The sequence below is a fragment of the Xenorhabdus vietnamensis genome (assembly GCF_002127535.1).
GTDB classification, from domain to species: Bacteria; Pseudomonadota; Gammaproteobacteria; order Enterobacterales; family Enterobacteriaceae; genus Xenorhabdus; species Xenorhabdus vietnamensis.
Window position 1 is genome coordinate 58,289 of the sequence record NZ_MUBJ01000011.1, and the last position, 19,482, is coordinate 77,770.

The 19,482-nt window shown below is 43.0% G+C and carries 15 protein-coding genes and 1 pseudogene; 11 read left to right on the forward strand and 5 right to left on the reverse strand.

From position 1 onward, the window contains the following. Positions 1 to 75 precede the first annotated feature (75 nt). Complete coding sequence (gene pitA, locus Xvie_RS11370; RefSeq protein WP_086109438.1) at positions 76 to 1,566, reverse strand: inorganic phosphate transporter PitA; 1,491 nt, start codon at positions 1,564 to 1,566, stop codon at positions 76 to 78. A gap of 298 nt (positions 1,567 to 1,864) precedes the next feature. Here pitA and Xvie_RS11375 point away from each other — a divergent pair, with 298 nt between their 5' ends. The 8 genes and pseudogenes from Xvie_RS11375 (at position 1,865) to Xvie_RS11405 (ending at position 11,543) form a co-directional block, all read left to right on the forward strand. Continuing rightward, positions 1,865 to 3,064 (forward strand): BaiN/RdsA family NAD(P)/FAD-dependent oxidoreductase, encoded by a 1,200-nt coding sequence (locus Xvie_RS11375; protein WP_086109439.1) that lies wholly within the window; start codon positions 1,865 to 1,867, stop codon positions 3,062 to 3,064. Between the two features lie 202 nt (positions 3,065 to 3,266). Further along, positions 3,267 to 3,896 carry a LysE family translocator gene (locus tag Xvie_RS11380; RefSeq protein WP_086109440.1) on the forward strand — a complete coding sequence of 210 codons (630 nt, stop codon included), beginning with the start codon at positions 3,267 to 3,269 and terminating at the stop codon, positions 3,894 to 3,896. Between the two features lie 506 nt (positions 3,897 to 4,402). Further along, positions 4,403 to 4,606 (forward strand): annotated as a pseudogene (locus Xvie_RS25750) (hypothetical protein); the annotation flags it as partial. Positions 4,607 to 4,745: 139 nt separating this feature from the next. Continuing rightward, positions 4,746 to 5,876: a LuxE/PaaK family acyltransferase gene (locus tag Xvie_RS11385; RefSeq protein WP_086109441.1), complete on the forward strand. Its 1,131-nt coding sequence runs from the start codon at positions 4,746 to 4,748 to the stop codon at positions 5,874 to 5,876. A gap of 1 nt (position 5,877) precedes the next feature. Next, positions 5,878 to 8,328 carry an acyl-CoA reductase gene (locus Xvie_RS11390; RefSeq protein ID WP_086109442.1) on the forward strand — a complete coding sequence of 817 codons (2,451 nt, stop codon included), beginning with the start codon at positions 5,878 to 5,880 and terminating at the stop codon, positions 8,326 to 8,328. A gap of 15 nt (positions 8,329 to 8,343) precedes the next feature. Then, positions 8,344 to 9,588, forward strand: a complete 1,245-nt coding sequence (locus tag Xvie_RS11395; RefSeq protein WP_086109443.1) for a phenylacetate--CoA ligase family protein — start codon at positions 8,344 to 8,346, stop codon at positions 9,586 to 9,588. Between the two features lie 12 nt (positions 9,589 to 9,600). Then, complete coding sequence (locus Xvie_RS11400; protein ID WP_086109444.1) at positions 9,601 to 10,542, forward strand: GNAT family N-acetyltransferase; 942 nt, start codon at positions 9,601 to 9,603, stop codon at positions 10,540 to 10,542. A 305-nt stretch (positions 10,543 to 10,847) separates the two neighbouring features. Then, positions 10,848 to 11,543 carry a pirin family protein gene (locus tag Xvie_RS11405; RefSeq protein WP_086109445.1) on the forward strand — a complete coding sequence of 232 codons (696 nt, stop codon included), beginning with the start codon at positions 10,848 to 10,850 and terminating at the stop codon, positions 11,541 to 11,543. Positions 11,544 to 11,660: 117 nt separating this feature from the next. Here the strand turns inward: Xvie_RS11405 and pckA are convergent, their stop codons facing one another. The 4 genes from pckA to Xvie_RS11425 all read right to left on the reverse strand — a co-directional run bounded on the left by pckA (position 11,661) and on the right by Xvie_RS11425 (position 17,055). Continuing rightward, a complete protein-coding gene (gene pckA, locus Xvie_RS11410; protein WP_086109446.1) occupies positions 11,661 to 13,280 on the reverse strand; it encodes a phosphoenolpyruvate carboxykinase (ATP) in 1,620 nt (539 codons plus the stop codon). A gap of 222 nt (positions 13,281 to 13,502) precedes the next feature. After that, complete coding sequence (gene hslO / locus Xvie_RS11415; RefSeq protein WP_086109447.1) at positions 13,503 to 14,402, reverse strand: Hsp33 family molecular chaperone HslO; 900 nt, start codon at positions 14,400 to 14,402, stop codon at positions 13,503 to 13,505. A gap of 41 nt (positions 14,403 to 14,443) precedes the next feature. After that, positions 14,444 to 14,866, reverse strand: coding sequence for a ribosome-associated heat shock protein Hsp15 (gene hslR / locus Xvie_RS11420; protein ID WP_086109448.1), 423 nt, complete (start codon positions 14,864 to 14,866; stop codon positions 14,444 to 14,446). Between the two features lie 80 nt (positions 14,867 to 14,946). Then, entirely contained in the window at positions 14,947 to 17,055 is a 2,109-nt protein-coding gene (locus Xvie_RS11425; RefSeq protein ID WP_086109449.1) for an IgaA/UmoB family intracellular growth attenuator, read from the reverse strand. A gap of 356 nt (positions 17,056 to 17,411) precedes the next feature. Here Xvie_RS11425 and nudE point away from each other — a divergent pair, with 356 nt between their 5' ends. From nudE to Xvie_RS11440, 3 genes are all read left to right on the forward strand, one after another. Next, positions 17,412 to 17,963 carry an ADP compounds hydrolase NudE gene (nudE, locus tag Xvie_RS11430; protein WP_086109450.1) on the forward strand — a complete coding sequence of 184 codons (552 nt, stop codon included), beginning with the start codon at positions 17,412 to 17,414 and terminating at the stop codon, positions 17,961 to 17,963. A gap of 491 nt (positions 17,964 to 18,454) precedes the next feature. Next, positions 18,455 to 18,715 (forward strand): Tc toxin subunit A, encoded by a 261-nt coding sequence (locus tag Xvie_RS11435; protein WP_086109451.1) that lies wholly within the window; start codon positions 18,455 to 18,457, stop codon positions 18,713 to 18,715. Positions 18,716 to 18,852: 137 nt separating this feature from the next. Further along, positions 18,853 to 19,446, forward strand: a complete 594-nt coding sequence (locus tag Xvie_RS11440) for a neuraminidase-like domain-containing protein (protein WP_086109452.1) — start codon at positions 18,853 to 18,855, stop codon at positions 19,444 to 19,446. Positions 19,447 to 19,482 lie beyond the last annotated feature (36 nt).

Consider the following 19,482-nt stretch of genomic DNA (forward strand, 5'->3'; position numbering starts at 1 on the left):
TGAACAAAAAACAAGTGATAATGACAAAGGGTTGGCTTGCAACAACAAGCAGCCAACCCTTTTTCTAAAACATGGTTAGATCAGTTTCAAGGCGATCCAATACAGTAAGCCTGACAATCCAATGGAAATCGGCAGCGTCAGAACCCACGCCAGCATGATATTTTTGATAGTCTTGCTTTGCACTCCACCACCATCAACCAACATCGTCCCCGCAACCGCAGAAGAGAGCACTTGCGTTGTGGATACTGGCATACCAGTATAACTGGCAACACCAATAGAAACCGCAGCTGTAACCTGAGCAGAAACACCTTGGGCATAAGTCATGCCTTTTTTGCCAATCTTCTCACCGATAGTCACAGCAACCCGTTTCCAACCAACCATTGTGCCCAAAGACAGAGCAAGAGCCACTGCAATAATGATCCACATCGGCGCATATTCCACAGTCTTCAATATATCTTTGCGGTAATCGTTCAGGAAACGTGCGTCTTTAGGTTTAGTTTCTGGCAGCCTGGCCACATCGCTTGCTGTATCAGCAATACACATTAGCATACGGCGCATTTTGCTACGTTGATCTGGGGTCAATTCGTTGAAATTCTGGACATTCGTCAGCATGTTTTCAGCGGTGTTCAGCATCACTAATGCACGTGAATTATCGCAATGGAGTGTCATATCCAGTTGATCTCCAACAGAAGAAGCAACCGAGTTCAGTTCAATCGCATGAGCCAACTCTGGAGCATGCTGCTCGTAATGCGTCCGCAAGTTGACAACAGCATCACGCGTGCGAGTGATGTCATAAGAGGCGGAATTCATATTGAGGACAAAGCCCGCAGGTGCAACGCCAATCAGCACCAGCATGATCAAGCCAATACCTTTCTGACCATCGTTCGCTCCGTGGGAGAAACTCACACCGACAGCAGAGAGAATCAGGGCAGTACGTGTCCAGAATGGAGGTTTACGTTTACCATCCTGTTTTTCACGTTCGGCAGGCGTCATATGGATACGGCGACGTTTTTTCGTACCACTCCAATAACGGCGTAGCAAAAATACCATCGCTCCAGCAATCAGCAAACCAACCAGAGGAGACAGGATCAAGGACATGAAAATCTGTATCATCTTCGGAATATTCAACGCATCCACTACCGACGAACTGGTTACTATCGCATTGGTTAAACCGATACCGATAATAGAGCCAATCAACGTATGGGAACTAGATGCAGGAATACCGAAATACCATGTACCCAAATTCCAGATAATCGCCGCCAGTAGCATGGAAAAAACCATAGCTAAACCGTGAGCCGAGCTGACATTTAGCAGAAGATCCGTAGGCAGTAGATGCACAATCGCATAAGCGACACTTAATCCACCAAGGAGAACACCCAAAAAGTTAAAAACCCCTGCCATAACAACGGCAAGCTGCGAACGCATCGCACGGGTATAAATAACAGTTGCTACTGCGTTTGCGGTATCATGAAACCCATTGATGGCTTCATAGAAAAGCACAAACAACAGAGCAAGCACTAACATAAGGCTGGTATAAAAATCCAAGCCAGTAAACAGATGTAGCATAAACGTTAAGCCAGTTAGTAGGACATGAACGCGCGCATTATCAGTGACAAACGTTAGCGGGAAAAGAGAAATATGACCTTTTTTTGATTTAATAACGATCAATCGGCATGGAAACCCTTTAATTTATCATATATATCAAATAGTTACTTAATTTTAATATTTTAATGTTTTTTTGATAAAAAATGACTTTTTGCCGTAAAAAGTTAAACCAAATGCATATTTTTCTCTATGGTTCGTGAACATAGCCCTCACAATGCAGTAATTTCCTACAAATAACTCGGTCAAAAGAGACAGATGAATGGAAAAATTTGATGTAGTTGTTATTGGTGCTGGCGCTGCTGGCTTATTCTGTGCTGCACAGGCAGGACAAGCCGGATTAAACGTTCTGGTACTGGATAACGGCAAAAAAGCAGGCCGTAAAATTTTGATGTCCGGCGGAGGGCGCTGTAATTTTACCAATATGTATACCGAGCCAGCGGCATTCCTTTCTGCCAATCCCCATTTTTGTAAGTCAGCACTTGCTCGCTATACCCAGTGGGATTTTATTGATCTTATACAACGCCATGGCATTCCTTATCACGAAAAAACATTGGGGCAACTTTTCTGTGATGACTCAGCCCAACAAATTATAGACCTACTTTTGAAAGAGTGCGAAAAAGGGCAAATCACTATTCGATTGCGCAATGAAGTCACTCATATCGAAAAGAAAGAGCAGGGTTTTGTTATTGCAGCAGCAGGAAAAGAAGTAAGTGCGCACTCACTTGTTGTGGCATCCGGTGGATTGTCCATGCCCGGATTGGGAGCCTCTCCTTTGGGTTACCGTATCGCAGAGCAATTTGGACTCAATATCCTGCCTACGCGTGCAGCATTAGTTCCCTTTACCCTACATAAACCGCTATTGGATCAACTTCAAACTCTCTCCGGTGTCGCAGTTCCTTCCGTTGTAACTGCAAAAGATGGCACAGTATTCAGGGAAAATATTTTGTTCACCCATCGTGGTCTTTCCGGCCCCGCTATTTTGCAGATTTCCAGCTATTGGCAGCCTGGTGAGTATGTGAGTATTAACTTACTTCCTGATACGGATTTGGAAAGTTTTCTGGTTAAAGAGCAGGAATCTCATCCCAATCAGAGTTTGAAAAATACCCTGTCTAAATTACTGCCCAAACGTTTGGTCGAGTGTTTGCAGTCTCTTGGACAACTGCCGGAACTGTCTCTGAAACAACTTAATTCCGCACAGAAAAAAGAGCTGCTCACCACCCTGCAATACTGGCAGGTACAACCGAATGGTACGGAAGGCTATCGCACGGCGGAAGTCACTCTTGGCGGAGTGGATACTAATGAGTTGTCATCAAAAACGATGGAATCTCATAAAGTGAAAGGGTTGTACTTTATTGGAGAAGTAGTCGATGTGACCGGCTGGCTTGGCGGGTATAACTTCCAGTGGGCGTGGAGCTCGGCGTGGGCTTGTGCGCAGGCATTGGTTGTTGTTCCGAGATAATAAAGTTTATACATTAGCTTATACTTTGCTTTATCAACACTGATAGAGTGAAGTATCGCTAGGGCAACTGGGAAATATCAAAGTGCAAGCGGTGCAAATAAGGGTAATCTAACAGTGCATTACGATGTGATCTGATGGCTTACCACATTGTTTCTGAACATTTATCGTGGAGCAGCAAACCCACCATCCTTCTGGAGTTAATATGTTGTCTGACTATTGGGGAGAATTTTTAGGACTGGCGGTGATTCATTTTCTGGCTGTGGTAGCTCCAGGTCCTGATTTTGCGGTAACTATACGGCAGAGTGTAAAATTTGGCCGTTGGGCTGGAATATGTACGGCAGTAGGTATTGGAGCAGGAATATCAATACATGTCATTTATACACTGGTGGGAATTAGTGCATTAATGCATGCCACCCCGTGGTTGATGGAAGCTGCAAAACTAGTTGGTGCAATTTATATCATATGGCTTGGGATCAAATTTATCAGGAGTAAGCCTGCCAATCTGGATGCCTTAGAGAATGAAGAAATTATTCAGACCTCACAAAGTCGATGGAAAGCATTTCTGATAGGATTTATGACAAATGCCCTTAACCCTAAGGCGACATTGTTCTTTTTGGCAGTTTTCACAACCGTAGTAAGTAGCAGTACACCTACACTGATACAAGTCTTTTATGGCATGTGGATGTGTATGGTCAATGCGGTATGGTTTGTGTTAGTCAGTATTATTTTTTCAAATATATTGATTCGTAATAAATTCATGCAGAAAGGGTATTGGTTTGAACGGGTAATGGGAGTCGTGCTAATTGGATTTGCTGCTCGGTTGTTATTTTAAGGTGGCCGTTTAAGCGGTCACTAAATTCAATAATAAAGATGAGCATTGATAGCAGCCAGTATTATCATTGGTTCGTCCATACCCTTATCAAAAATAATTCCCGGTTTTTCCTGATATTATACTTATATAAAGATAAAGAGTAGGCGATAAAATTTCTGATTGCTTAAGGTGTGGAACTTATCATGGATCATATACTGGCTCTATATGATGACAGTATAAACCATCACTGTATCTAGTTGCTTTAGTGTCACCATTCCTTAAGCTATTCTGCTTTTCTTCCCTCTTCTCTCCTCTCACATATCAAAATTCAGTAAATAGCAGGCTTAAATAACTTACTGATCAGAACCTTATCCAAAAAATCTCAAATTTAGATACCATCCCCGGACATAACCACACCTTTAATACGCGTAAAATGCCACTAATGCGTCAAAAGAAAATTCAACCAACAATCACGTAATAATAATTAATAAAACAAGTATATTAAATAATGATTGCATTAAACGCCAAAACAACACAAAACATTAGAAAAACAGATTGATTGTTACCGTTTGGTTTGGAATAATGCGCCCCGCAAACATAGGACTGACATTAACTATAAAAATGGCAAAAAACACCCATTATTAACCATAAAATTGCTGTTTTACCACAAAACAGACTTATATACTGTCAGAAACCAACGCATCATCCTCCAACAACGCCCAAAGATTTAATTAAAATAGGCGATTTTATTCATTACGTTAGTTAATCACTAAAGCCTATCAAAAATTATTACGTTCAATAGAAGAATAATTAATTAATTTTTTTAATTAACAAATCCTTTGTAGCTGTTAATGAAGAATGAGTGCCAATATGCAAAACTTATCTCACGTCAAAGCACTGTGTGCTATCACACATCCTTACCGTGCTTGTGCCGAATATGACGCATTATTTAATGACGCTATGCGTGAATTGACGCTATACCACTGCGAACATACCCCTGGTTATGAGCAGTGGCTGGCAGACCATGGTCTGGATAAACAAGCTCTGATGACGCTGGATGATTGGTCAAATCTGCCTTTGCTATTTGCCAATTATTTCAAGCGTAATCTGATACTCAGTGATAGTGCACGAGATGCGCTGGAACTGACTTCTTCCGGAACCACCGGACAGAAAAGCCGCATGCGCTATGATTCTGAAAGTATTACTGCCGCTCAGCATATGGTGGACTGTATTTTTGACTATTATGGCTGGAACACCCCTGATCAACCATGTAACTACCTACTGCTTAGCTACGAACCCGCTGGTGCCATTACTCTGGGTACGGCCTACACCGATCAGTTCCTGTCCAAGTATGCTCCTGTAAATAGGGCTTACTATGCTTTGCGCCATAACGGGCAAGGGAATGAATTCGACCCATTCGGCACAATTACCGCACTCCAGCAATTTGCTCAGGAAGGATTACCTGTGCGTATCTTCGGTTTCCCTGCCTTTTTGTGGTTTACCCTGCAAAGAATGGAGCAAATGGGACTGCCCGCACTGAAATTACATCCTGAATCACTGGTTTTCCTCGGCGGAGGTTGGAAAACACATGCTGATAAATCCATTCCTAAAAGAGAACTGTATCAACGATTGACCGAACAATTAGGTATCCCTGATATTCGCTGCCGTGATGGTTATGGTTCAGTTGAACATCCAGTGCCTTATGTTGAATGTTCTCACCATAATTTTCATGTCCCAGTCTATGCCCGCGCATATGTACGCCATACCGCTAATTTGACGTGCCAGCCTTATGGAGAGCCGGGCTTTCTGCATTTTACATCTCCTTTTATCACTTCCTGTCCAGCCCACAGCATAGTCACAAATGACTTGGCTGTGCTGCATTCCGGTAAAAGCTGTGAATGTGAACTTGAAACAGATTGGTTTGAGCTGCTTGGCCGAGCGGGTACCAGCAAAAGCCGTAGTTGTGCCATTGCCGCTTCAGAATTGATTAAGAGATCTTGATATGTCCTCCGTAAATACAGTTTCTACCAATGCCGTTTCTACAAAAATAATGAATAGCCCTATTTCTACTGAGCCGTTAGCAGGACAAAAAATAGAGAAATTACGTGAGCGTTTACCTGAACTGCTGGCACGCCCCCATACTTCTGAGCAGGTACTTGATTGCGCGCAACGCTTTGCTGAATATCTTTCCAATTTGAGTGAACATCCTCTGTTTGATACTCAGGCTCGGGAAGCGCTTATCGCTTTTTGCCAACGCGAAGCCCTGGAAGCCAAGCTGGAGCGGGAACTTGGGCAAAATGCTTTTTCGTTGCGTAGATTCGATTATAACCAGAATCGGTATGAAGCGTGGAAACCATTAGGGTTGGTTGTCCATATTACGCCTTCCAATGCTGAGCTTCTGCCCTTTATGGCCATAATAGAAAGTTTACTGGTGGGTAATATTAACTGGTTACGCCCAAGCAGCAGCGATAACGGGTTTAGTACACAACTTCTGGCAGAATTTTTAGCCCACGATATTTCAGGTGATTTGGCTGATCGGGTAGTAGTATTGCCGTTACCAGTGACACAACTGGCAGAATTGTTCAGTCAGGCCGATGCCGTTTCTGCTTGGGGAAGCGACTCATCTCTGGCATCCATTCGTGCTCAACTGCCCGCAGGTTGCCGCTGGATAGATTGGGGACACCGCATCAGTATTGCTTGGCTAAGCCCTGATGCTGCCGATGATGCGCAACTGGATGCATTGGCCGATGATATTTGCTGTTATGACCAACAAGCCTGCTCCAGCCCGCAATGTTTGCTGATCGATAGCGATGCTCCTGAAGTTTTACAACATATCGGACAACGCATGGCTGCCGCTCTGCAACGCCGTGCTGGATTGCATCCAGCCATGAAGCTGGATATTCAGGAAGCAGCAGAAATTTCTACCCAAACAGCTTTTCAACAACTCGATTTTGCGTTTACACAAGTACGCGGTGAAATCTGGCGAACCGGTGGATGGCGGGTGATATGGCGACACGAAGAAGAATTGGCAGCTTCTCCTCTGTTCCGTACATTGCAGATACGCCCTGCTCCGCGTCAGCGTTTGTCTTCTATTTTGCTGCCTTGGCGTAACCATCTGCAAAGCTGTGCTTTGATTACTCGCCAAGAATATATCACCGAAATGAGCCATACCTTATTTGCTGCGGGCATCAGTCGCATCACACCGGCAGGTCAGATGCATGGCGGCTATAGTGGTGAGCCACACGATGGGGTCTATGCACTGTCACGCCTTACCAAACGAGTATCAGTCAGCCTTGCGCCTGAATTAATGGCGGGTTGTGCTCATCTTGATGTTCCTCCGTCTCGTCCACGCGGGTTAGAAAATCTTCCTGTCATGAATAAGACCGATTTTCAAGCTCTGGTTCCCAATGATAAAGCCCGTCTGTTTTTCCGCAGTGGCGGCAGCAGTGGTGTGCCCAAACTGGCCGCTTATAGCTACCATGATTACCACAGGCAAATGCAGGCAGCGGCTGACGGTGTATTTGCATCAGGGCTTGAACCCGCAACCGATCGCGTCATGAACCTGCTTTATGGCGGAAAATTGTACGGTGGCATGATGAGCTTCTTCACCATTCTGGATAAATTGGGCGTGGCGCAATATCCAATGGGTGGCCCTGCCGATAATGACTTTAGTGAAATCGCTGATTTTATCGTGAGTCAGCGCATTAATACGCTGGTAGGAATGCCAAGCACGTTGCATCGGTTATTTCTGAATGAAACCACCAAATTGCGTCAGTATGGCGGCATTCGTAAGCTCTTCTTGGGTGGTGAACACCTTAATATGAGCCAACGAAACTTCCTGACCAGTTTTGGTGTTACCCTGATCTGTTCAACAATTTACGGTTCAGTCGATGCCGGGCCGGTCGGTCATGCGTGCGCAGCCAGCGAGGATGGAGTATTCCATTTAATGGCTGATACCCAATGGCTGGAAATTCTCAATATAGAGAATGATAAACCCGTGGCAGATGGCGAAACCGGGCGTCTGGTATTTACTTCCCTCCACCGAGAAGCACAGCCCGTCCAACGTTACGATTTAGGCGATCTTGGCTGCTGGATTAACCAACCTTGTTCTTGTGGCCTGACTGCCCCACGCTTCCGGCTTAAAGGGCGCAGTGGCTCCCTTTTGCGGATAGGAAGTATTTTTTTCAATCTTGCTGATTTATCTGAACAACTGGCATTGCCTGTTCAATGGATCATCGATCATAACAGTGATGGTACTGATGGCATTCAGCTATTAGTTGATCATGCTGAACCAGCCAAAGTGCGCCAGAGTTTATTGGAAGATCCAAAAATTATCGAAGTTGTTGACGGAAAACTCCTGAGTTTAGACGTTATTTCCACTTCAAGTGCTGAATTTCACCGCAATGAACATAGTGGGAAAACACCATTGTTCATCGACTTGCGTAAATATTAATTGAGTAAAATTAAGATGATGACCAGAACGACATTGATTGATTTGCTCCATCATGCGCGCGAGCATTCTGCTTATTACCGAGAGCTATATAAGTCCGTTCCCGAAAATTGGACTCTGGAAGATTTGCCACTCGTGCAGCCCAGTGATTACTGGGCACATTCAAACGACTTACAAAAATGGCCTGTATTGACTGCGCCGCTGGAAGGCGGGCATGTGTTTAAAACGGGTGGCTCAACCAGCGATGGACGCTTGTCGGTTTTCAGTCAACAAGAATGGACAGCGTTTATTGATGCCTTTGGTCAAGGTATTGCCCGCCAATTAAAAACTGGGGATCGGGTGGCTAACCTGTTTTTTGCTGGTGACCTTTATACCAGCTTTATCTTTATCCATGGCGCATTATCAAATGCGCCACTCCCCATATTGGAATTTCCTTTCACCTGTAAGGTCGAGGATGAATTGCTGGTTAACAATATCCGCCTTCACAACATCAATGTGCTGGCAGGAGTACCAGTTCAGTTAATCCGTCTGGCCCACTACCTGAAAGATGCAGGGCAAACATTGCCGATGGTAGAAACCATCCTTTACGGTGGGGAAAGTTTGTTTGATTCACAGATCGCTATCATACAACAAGTTTTTCCTCATGCTCGTTTAGGTTCAATTGGTTGTGCCAGTGTCGATGCTGGCTTGATCGGCTATGCCGATCCAGAATGCAAGCAGGGGGAACACCGGGTATTTGGTAACGACACGATCATTGAGATAGTAGATGAAATAAATCATCAGCCAATTACTGAGCCGGGTAAACGTGGGCTATTAGTTGTCACTAATCTGCAACGACGACTCATGCCCGTCATTCGCTATCCTACTGGTGATATGGCTTGCTGGTGCGAGTCAGAACAGGCGGGCGAGAAGTTCGTCCTGCAAGGACGTGCAAATCAGGGCTACCGTATACGGTTTGGCACGCTGTCATTATTCCCTGACGATTTAGCGACAGAACTATCACAACAAACAGAACTTTTAGCCTGGCAATTAGAGCTGAGCCAGAAGTCGGGACAAGATCAAATCCGATTATTGGTGGCAAGCCTGCAAGCGGTCGATATTGACAAAATACGTCATAGGGTAATGACTGCCTTTCCAAATCTGGACAAAATTTGCATACATCAAAATATGCTGGAGATCGTGCAAACCAATATTGATGGTATGTATACACACCCACGTTCAGGTAAATTGCAGCGAGTTGTGGATCTGCGCAGTTATAACTGAAGGTTAAAATTGATGACTATCTTCCACTCCGCTATTCAGATTCGCAGCTATCAGTCAGGCGATGATAAAAAAATCAGCCAGTTATTCCGTGAAGTGTATGGTGATTCGTATGTTTATCCTGACATCTATCTGCCAAGACTCATCAATGACAACCAAACCACAGGGCAATGGCACTCAGCCTTAGCGTTCCATCAAGGACGGCTCATTGGTCATGCTTCTCTGGTTAAGGATACCGTGCAGCAAAATCAGGCAGAACTGGCGCTCATTGCTGTATATCCCGATTTTCAAGGTTATGGTGTGGCAAAGTCTCTGGGCAGTTATTTATGCGGCTATGCGAAAGAGCAAGGTTATAATTTACTGACGATAAAACAGGTATGTTCACATCCTAAAAGCCAGTACATCGCCCGAAATTTAGGTTTCTATTCGACGGCTCTGATGCTGGATTATGTCGATTCGCCATTTGGTTTGCCAGAACCTGAAAGTATTATTCAGGGCATTTTGCCGCTTAAGTCATTACCATTACCTAAGCTGAACTGGCCACAGCTCTGGCAAAACTGGGTCTCCCAGATCGGCCAATATGTTGGAGAATCATCGCAAAATACACTATCAGCGTATCGGAGTTCCATCATTTCTGAGCCGTTTACCATTAAAAAATCCGGCCGGCGTTTGGAGATCACACTATATGAGATTCATTCTGATTTTTTATCGGAGGTCATCGATTTTCCCGCCGGACAGTTAATCTATTTGAAGCTACCTGCGTGTGAAGAAGTTTTGGGATTGTGTCCATTACTCAAAAAAGGCGGTTTTCGGTTCGCTGGACTTTGCCCAGACACACATGGTGGATGGTTTTTACTGTGGTTACGAGGCTACCAATTGATACCCTATCAATTTCACGACACAGGTACTCAGCACCTCTATCAAATGGAATTGGGGGATAGCGAACAATACAGCTAACGTGACTAAATCGCACTTTTAAACCGTACTTTTAAATTTGATTAAAAAAACACTTTACAAATGATATTGAGAACGATTATCATTCCTAACACTTTCAGTGCACCACCTTCAGGGTTCATGTGAAAGTACGACATTGCTCACATTGCTTCCAGTGTTTACTTTATAGGCCAACTTTATGTTGGCTTTTTTTTGCCTGATATTTCCTCCTTTTTGTTCAAAAAAATTGAATTTTAAGATTAAATTTACAATCTTTCATATTTCAGTCCTTCAACTAGACTACGAAAAAACATTGAGGGATTTTGAAAATGATCTATTTACGCCAAGCTTCAGAACGAGGTCATGCCAATCACGGCTGGCTGGACAGTTGGCATACTTTTTCATTCGCCAACTACTATGATGCAAATTTCATGGGATTTTCTGCTCTCAGGGTCATTAATGAAGATGTGATTGATGCTGGTCAGGGATTCGGCATGCATCCACACAACGATATGGAAATATTGACTTATGTTCTTTCCGGAACCGTAGAACATCAAGACAGTATGGGAAACAAAAGGCAAATATCTGCGGGAGAATTCCAGATTATGAGTGCCGGAACGGGTATCCGTCATTCAGAATATAACCCACATCATGATAGCCCACTACACCTTTACCAGATTTGGATCATGCCGGAAGAAACGGGACTGGTTCCCCGCTATGAGCAACACCGCTTTGATACAACCGAAGGCCGCCAATTAATTCTCTCTCCTGATGCCCGTGCGGGTTCCCTGAAAATTTTTCAGGATATGACATTATGGCGTTGGACATTAAAAAATGGCGAAAATGATGAATATCACGTGGAAAAAGCACGCAAGGTATGGATTCAGGTCGTTCGTGGTGAGGTCATGATCAATGGAGTGTGGGCTACCACCAGCGATGGTATTGCTATTTGGGATGAGTCTTCTCTTCAATTAACTGCAAACCAAGAAAGTGAAATTCTGCTGTTCGACTTACCATCCAACTGATACTGGACTGAATTTCACGATATTGCGAAATATAGATTGAAAAAGAACTCTATCTCACTGAATAGAGTTCTTTTATGGAAGGATTAAATTTAATCAGATAAGCACATTAGATATACACTACAGTTTAGGGCCTACTTTCACCAATGCAGCACCCGCAGTGGTATCGGTATATTTATCAAAGCTATCGATAAAGCGCTGTGCCAGATCTTTTGCTTTCACATCCCATTCAGATTCATCAGCATAGGTATTGCGTGGATCTAAAATGCTCGTATCTACACCCGGCAATGTAGTCGGTACGGCCAGATCAAAAATCGGCAATTGGATGGTATCCGTATCTTCAATGTCACCATTGAGAATCGCATCAATAATCGCACGGGTATCTTTGATAGAGATACGTTTGCCAGTGCCATTCCAGCCAGTATTGACCAGATAAGCTTTCGCCCCCGATGACTGCATTCGCTTAACCAGAACTTCCGCATATTGTGTCGGATGCAGTGACAGGAATGCCGCACCAAAGCAAGCAGAAAAAGTTGGTGTGGGTTCCGTTACTCCGCGTTCAGTCCCCGCCAATTTTGCCGTGAAACCAGACAGGAAATGATATTGGGTCTGTTCTGGTGTCAAACGGGAAACCGGAGGCAATACTCCGAATGCATCTGCGGTCAGGAAAATGACTTTAGTCGCGTGCCCTGCTTTTGATACAGGTTTAACAATATTTTCAATATGATAAATCGGATAAGAAACACGGGTATTTTCTGTTTTGGAACCATCATTGAAATCAACCGTACCATCTGCCAGTACAGTGACATTCTCCAGCAGAGCATCACGGCGAATGGCGTGATAGATATCCGGCTCAGCCTCTTTGGACAAATTGATGGTTTTCGCGTAACAGCCACCTTCAAAGTTAAACACGCCGTCATCATCCCAACCATGTTCATCATCACCGATCAACTTACGTTTCGGATCAGTGGAAAGAGTGGTTTTCCCCGTCCCGGACAGGCCGAAGAAAATAGCAACATCACCTTTCTCACCCACATTGGCGGAACAGTGCATGGAAGCAATACCTTTCAGTGGCAACAGGTAGTTCATCATTGAGAACATCCCTTTTTTCATTTCACCACCGTACCAAGTACCACCGATCAACTGCATACGTTCTGTCAGGTTAAAAGCAACAAAGTTTTCAGAGTTCAACCCCTGCTCTTTCCATTGTGGATTCGTGCACTTAGCCCCGTTCATCACAATAAAATCAGGTGTGAAACCAACCAATTCTTCGTCTGACGGACGAATAAACATATTTTTTACAAAATGTGCCTGCCACGCCACTTCAGTGATAAAGCGCACTTTCAGACGCGTATCCGCATTGGCTCCACAGAAAGCATCAACCACAAACAAACGTTTGCCTGAAAGCTGCTGAGTAACCAAATCTTTAAGATGAGACCAGGTTTCCTGACTGAGCGGTTTATTATCGTTCTTTCCTTTGCCTTGATCAGCCCACCAAACGGTATCGCGGGTAACATCATCGCGGACAATGTATTTATCTTTCGGGGAGCGCCCGGTAAAAATACCTGTATCCACAGCAACAGCACCGAGATCAGTCAATGTGCCACGCTCATACCCTTGTAGTGAGGATTGAGTTTCTTCAGAGAATAACAGTTCATAACTTGGGTTATAAACAATTTCACTAACACCACCAATACCATAAACCGCAAGTTCCTGCTCAGTAATGCCTGTAACGCTCATTTGTTGCTCCTGGTCAGTTATACTTTATCTCTGTGGGGGATAATAAATAATTATGACTAATTAACAGCGATTGTTATCAAAAAATTGAAATCACATTACTTTTTTTGAGTTTATATGAGACACAGAACACGGAATGGAAGAATACTTTATAATTAAAAGGGCGTATTTAACGCCCCATGGAAATCCATTAATTATATAATCAGTGCCAATACTGCAATATAATTACTCTTTCTTCACAACCTTTATTTCACTGATATCTTTCTCTCCGAAAATATCTTTCTCTCCAAAAATATCTTTCTTTCCAAAAATATAGTGCATACCACAGAATTCACATTCCATGTCGATTTTGCCATCTTTATGCAAAATTTCCTGGAGATCGGCTTCTGGTAACGTCACTAAAGAATCAGCACAACGTTGCCGGGAGCAGGTGCAACGGAATTCTACCTGCTGAGGCTTATATAGAGTGACACCCTCTTCATGATAAAGGCGATACAAGACCTCTTTCGCGTCCAGCGTAAACAGCTCTTCTCCCTTAATGGTTGCCGTCAGTTGTACCAAGTGGTCAAACATGTCTTCACTGTTTTCCTGCACCCCCGGCAGGATCTGCAATAACATGCCACCCGCTGCTATTTTTCCATCCAGCATTCCGGTACGGATAAACAGGCGGGTTGGCAACTGTTCTGACTGTTTGAAATACGCATCCAGGCATTCTGCCAACGTATCACCGTCCAGCTCCACAACCCCCTGATAACGCTCACCTTCTGTTGGTGTCACTGTGATGACCATATAACCATTGCCGATCATGTCACGCAGGCTGCCTGCCGCATTCACTTCACCATCAATGCGAGCGGTGCCACGCATCTGTTGCAGGTTGTTGCCATTGATCACCGCCAGTTTAACCGGGCCATCACCCTGAATTTGTACGGTGATGTCTCCATTGAATTTTAATGTAGCTGTCAACAAGCTGGTTGCGACCAACAATTCACCCAATAGCTGCTGTACGGGTTGAGGAAAATGATGGTTTTCCAGCATTCGCTGGTAAGTTTCACTAACAGAAACAAGCTCTCCCCTGACAGAATGGCTTTCAAATAAAAAGCGGTGTAATTGGTCATGTTTGGTCATAAATCTCTCTCATTCCACTGAGACGGTTATACTCTTTGTCTTTATTGAGTATCTTCCGGCCCATTTAATTTTGTGTTCTTGAATTTTATTAGTGTGCGCCGTTCTTTTTTATCTGGACGGCGATCAGGATGCGGCATCGTGAGCGCATTCATTTTACGGGCCAATGCCATTTTTTCCCGATTGATAATACTTGCTGCCGTTTCCTGATAAAGTTGCTGGGCTTCGGTGGCACTACGTCTGTGACTGTGCAATGCCAAGACGAGCACCGTTTTTTCATCATTTCCCTGACGCAGCTTGATCTCTGCATTCAACTCAACCAGTTTACTCGGCTTACTCCGCTGCCCATTATAATGGACTTTCCCCCCTTCAATCATTTCACGCGCGATAGAACGGGTTTTATAAAAACGGGCAGCCCACAGCCATTTATCAAGGCGAACAGCCTGATCGGTGTCTGAATTCTGCATGGATGTTTCTCCCAATGATCTAATCCACAAGCCTAATCTGCACAAGCAAAAACGGGCTGAGGGTAACACAGCCCATCAAGTTATCGCCAATCCATCGACGGCGAAGGCAAATTGAAACGGTTATCATAGTATTGAGTGATATGCTGGAGACGTCGCTTGTTCTTCTGTTTTTTATTGATAAGCAAGATAGTATTGATGGTTAGCGTCGCCAACAATATCACTAACAGCAAACAACTTCCCAAATAACGAATGAAAGAAATGGAATCCAGCTCACGGTGCAACATGATATGACGAGTCCCATTGGAATCTACTGACAATCCTGTCACAATTCCCTCTGTTTCAAATGGCGTCCTCATATACAATTCTAAGGTATCACTCAATTCGTTCCACCGATCTAAAGCCGTGAAGTCGAATATATAGTTTGTCCGCAACGGATATTCGGTTAATGCCTTATTCTCATCACTACGCAGCAAAACGCCCCCCGGAGATGGACTATTTATAATCTTAAACAGATCCTCCATTTCGTTCAGGACAACTACCTTAGTCGTGTCATAAACCAGTTTTTCCAACGCATCAGCACTGATAGAACGTAACAACACGTTAGTTCCATCCAGTTTTCCTGTTTCAGCATCTTTTGACAATTCATCCCAATTGTTGGCATCACTCAAATTGACCAACGCAACTTTCAAACGGTCACAAACAACATCTTGCCGACATATTTTATGCGTCATCAAAGTGATTTGTGAAAAATTGTCGAGCAAGATCATGTCCGGTTTAGCAATAGTTTGTTTCTGGTCAGGATTGATTTTCCGGTTACGTTCACTTGAATACAATTGCTCACGGAGCATACTAAGCAGTTCTGCGATATTTTCGATAACTTCAGATTCCACTAAAGGTAATGGAGTTTCCCTATTCCAGTAGACCCCGCTACAGTCAAATGGTACGAATATTGTCTGATTGTATTGCCGTAAGGAATAGGGTGGAGAATAACACATCCCAGCCCCTTTGACCTTCAACACATCCCCTTTATTCAACGGCATATTTTGTAGCTCATCGACGCTGGTAATCACCTTGGTATTGCTGCCATATAGCCAAGCCAAACTAAACCGCATGGATAAGCTTACCGGCTGGTAAAAATAAAGCACAAGCATGGCAATTATAGAGAAAGCCACTAGAATAAAGTTCTTATTGTAACGCTGATAAGGGTAGTGTTTCTCTTCTTCATGCAAAGAGAGATAACGCCCCTGCCGCACAACATGACAGTTGGCGTACATGTCAATATCTGTATTCTGATCAAGATCATGGGAAACATAAGGCTCCCAATGTGCGGGATATATCAGATCAATGCCGCCCAAAGAGATATTTTTTCTTTGCCTCTGCTCAAATTCGCTGAATATTCCCCATCGCTTCGGAATGCCACTGAAGCAATGGATATCTGCTAGTTTTCGGCCAGAAGGTAAACGAAAATGCGGCCAAAAACTTCCCAGAATGAACAGGAGCGCCATCAACATTAACCACGGAAGCATTGGAATGGGCACGAAAAGGGCCATAAACCACAGTGACAAACCCACACACACCAGAGTGCCTTCCAGAATACCTGTTGATTTTCGCAAACGATATTCTTCCAATGCCTCTTTGCGGGTATACAGTAAATTAGCACTCGAATTACCATTTTTTTGAATGGAAGCATGCTCGGTTTTTGCCGCCGTTCGCATGATGGGTAGATCTTGCTGATAATCTTTCAGAGAGTGGCCATTAACCGTGATAACAAGTGGCGTTGATGTGGTTCGTACAACCTCAATCGTATTCTGTTGCTTGATAAATGGTTCAAGCCATACAGGCAAATGTATTTCCATTTCATCAAGATAATAGCGCCAATGATGCACGCCATTCGTTGCAGCAGAAAAACGGGTGATAGGATGAGTAATGATATAAACATTATTATGTTTAATGGGTAACACCGGATAATCAGCTCTGCGTCTACTATTCGTCGCCATCGAGAGGCTGGTATTTCGCACATAAGATTCTATAGCTTGATATTCTTCAGTATTCAGCTTACGACTGGTTGTTTTGGCAATTGACTGTAGATAACGCGCATTATCAAGCCGCCTCCATCTGAAAGTCAGAAAGGAAGCCATTATAATCAGGCTAATGATAAAAATAGCCAATATAATGACCAATGAGCTCATTATTTTCTCCACGCTCATAACCGCAATACAGAGATCAGCAGAATAACAATCTCTTGAAACACATAGAATCAGGCTATTCCTATTCTGGCTTTCTATTTTTAATTTTATTCACAAAAGGATATATAAATTTTCTAATACCTTTTCATAAAATAAAGGCTTTTTGCAAGGACAAGATAGCAATAAAAATACATTCAAGCGATAATCGCTATCATTTACTAACATAATCAGCCATATTAAAGCAAAATTTGGATGGTGTCCCATTTGATTACGGAACTTAAATCAAACAGTAATGTTTAAGTTGTTGGGTACATTATTATTTTCAATTATCCGGTATATAAAAACCATCAGGGGTAAGCATGATTGAACTAAAAAAACCTAAGATACTGAATATAAATAACATTGCCCATTCACGCTTATTCAGTATTCAATCTGTTGATCTTGAATTCAGCAATGGTGTAAAACGAGTTTATGAACGAATGAAACCAACAAATCGTGAAGCCGTTCTAATTATTCCAGTTATCGGAGATGAATTAATTCTTATTCACGAATATGCTGTTGGCATTGAACAATACGAGCTGGGTTTTCCCAAAGGTGCTATTGATGCTGGAGAGAGCATTTTTGCAGCAGCTAATCGTGAATTGAAGGAAGAAATTGGTTTCGGAGCGGAAAAACTAGAACTGTTGACAAAATTAACTATGGCACCCTCCTATTTTTCCAGCAAGATGAATATTGTAATTGCTCATGATCTTTATCCAGAATGCCTGAAAGGCGATGAGCCAGAGCCACTGGTACAAGTACGATGGCCAATATCTGACATGATGTCATTGCTGGAACATCCCGATTTCAACGAAGCCAGAAATGTCAGCGCCCTTTTTTTTGCTCAGAAACACCTGCAAGCAAAAAAATAATGAGAAATATTATCCCATTAACTTTCTTAAAATGGGTATGGCAAATTGGTATTGGGATATCAATTTGCCATACCCATTTTAAACAAAAACACAAAGATGAAAAATAAACACTTGAATAAAGTAAGGTTTAATTTTATATGTGCAATAACCTGAATGATATTCATAAAAAAATAATTTAGTTTATCAAAAATAATAAATAAACATCTTAATTATACCCTTAATATTAATTCGCATCATAATCATATATTTCCTACTAAAAAATTCCTTTCATTAATTAATGCTATATTTCAGTTGAACATATTGAAATAAAATCATTTTTTAATAAACGATCATAACCTAAATATATTTTAGGCTGGATAACCATCACTGGCAGACCATAGTGTAACCATGCTTATAAGCAAAACTAAACATAACTCATGATTATAAGCTGAAAATAGGAATGTTGTTTTTGTTTTCTCTAACCACGCTTTCTATTTAAAAGGTAACCAATTATGGCAAATAAGATAGAATCACGGATTAGTTATAAAACCCTCTTTAACGATAATCAGGATCTCTACTGTTTCCCAAATTTACCTGAGGCCAACGATGGGCCTTTGGCCTATTTGGTTGATTTATATCAACAGGTTCGGTTATTTGAGAGCGTTGCAGATAAAGACGGCTCCCTATTTCTCAGCCAACGCCGGCCAGATATTGATAAATTACTGCTTGATAGCCCCAAAATAAAACAGAAGATGATGTTCTCTATTATCTGAGGCAAGTCAATCAGATAGGCCAAACTCCACCACCAAAAAATGTCTGGACTGCCGAGCAGGCCGCAAACAATCTGGCAGAATTAATCGGTTGGTCGAGCAAGGAAATCCAGCAAGTAACGAATGGCTTCAACCCTAACGTGGCACAAAATCTTGTCGGCGTCAGTACAATTATGCGCCTTAAGGTATTGGCAGAAAAAAGTAATATCTCCGCTCAGCCATTACTGGATGTTGCCAGGTTATCAAGCACATCCAGCTATGATAACTGGGAGCAAGTCAGCAGCGCATTGTTTGCCGCCTGTACGCCCGAAGAGCAAATTAAACTGGAAGGTACAATTAATGAACGCTGGCGGGATGCCCTCATTGAGTACCTGATGGGTCAATGGCTGCCATCTGATGATAAGTTGTCAGATATCACTACCATTGAAGCTCTATCGAATTACTTCCTGACTGACTTACAGGTTGCCTCAGAAGTCAGTACCAGCAGGGTGGCTTTCACTATCGCCAGCTTGCAACGCTATCTATTCCGTCTGTTTTCCCATCTGGAAATAGGCTATGGCGTACAAACTATCAGTGATGAGCGGATTGAGCATTGGAACCGCAACCTTAGCCAATATGCTCACTGGCAGGCATGGCAAAAACAGAAGAATTTTCCTGGCTTACAGTTTTCCCGTTTATTACCAGAAGGCCCTGTTCCATTACCAGCTCAAACTCTGGATACAAGAGGGAGATAATCTTTATCGCCAATTGACCAGAGACAGCCTGAATGA

Excerpts from the sequence above, each read along its gene's own strand:
- Xvie_RS11380 (WP_086109440.1), top strand. The coding sequence starts at position 3,267 with ATGTTGTCTGACTATTGGGGAGAATTTTTAGGACTGGCGGTGATTCAT.
- hslO (WP_086109447.1), bottom strand. The coding sequence starts at position 14,402 with ATGACCAAACATGACCAATTACACCGCTTTTTATTTGAAAGCCATTCT.
- hslR (WP_086109448.1), bottom strand. The coding sequence starts at position 14,866 with ATGCAGAATTCAGACACCGATCAGGCTGTTCGCCTTGATAAATGGCTG.
- Xvie_RS11405 (WP_086109445.1), top strand. The coding sequence starts at position 10,848 with ATGATCTATTTACGCCAAGCTTCAGAACGAGGTCATGCCAATCACGGC.
- pckA (WP_086109446.1), bottom strand. The coding sequence starts at position 13,280 with ATGAGCGTTACAGGCATTACTGAGCAGGAACTTGCGGTTTATGGTATT.
- Xvie_RS11385 (WP_086109441.1), top strand. The coding sequence starts at position 4,746 with ATGCAAAACTTATCTCACGTCAAAGCACTGTGTGCTATCACACATCCT.
- Xvie_RS11435 (WP_086109451.1), top strand. The coding sequence starts at position 18,455 with ATGGCAAATAAGATAGAATCACGGATTAGTTATAAAACCCTCTTTAAC.
- Xvie_RS11395 (WP_086109443.1), top strand. The coding sequence starts at position 8,344 with ATGATGACCAGAACGACATTGATTGATTTGCTCCATCATGCGCGCGAG.
- Xvie_RS11400 (WP_086109444.1), top strand. The coding sequence starts at position 9,601 with ATGACTATCTTCCACTCCGCTATTCAGATTCGCAGCTATCAGTCAGGC.
- pitA (WP_086109438.1), bottom strand. The coding sequence starts at position 1,566 with ATGCTACATCTGTTTACTGGCTTGGATTTTTATACCAGCCTTATGTTA.
- Xvie_RS11375 (WP_086109439.1), top strand. The coding sequence starts at position 1,865 with ATGGAAAAATTTGATGTAGTTGTTATTGGTGCTGGCGCTGCTGGCTTA.
- nudE (WP_086109450.1), top strand. The coding sequence starts at position 17,412 with ATGATTGAACTAAAAAAACCTAAGATACTGAATATAAATAACATTGCC.
- Xvie_RS11425 (WP_086109449.1), bottom strand. The coding sequence starts at position 17,055 with ATGAGCTCATTGGTCATTATATTGGCTATTTTTATCATTAGCCTGATT.
- Xvie_RS11390 (WP_086109442.1), top strand. The coding sequence starts at position 5,878 with ATGTCCTCCGTAAATACAGTTTCTACCAATGCCGTTTCTACAAAAATA.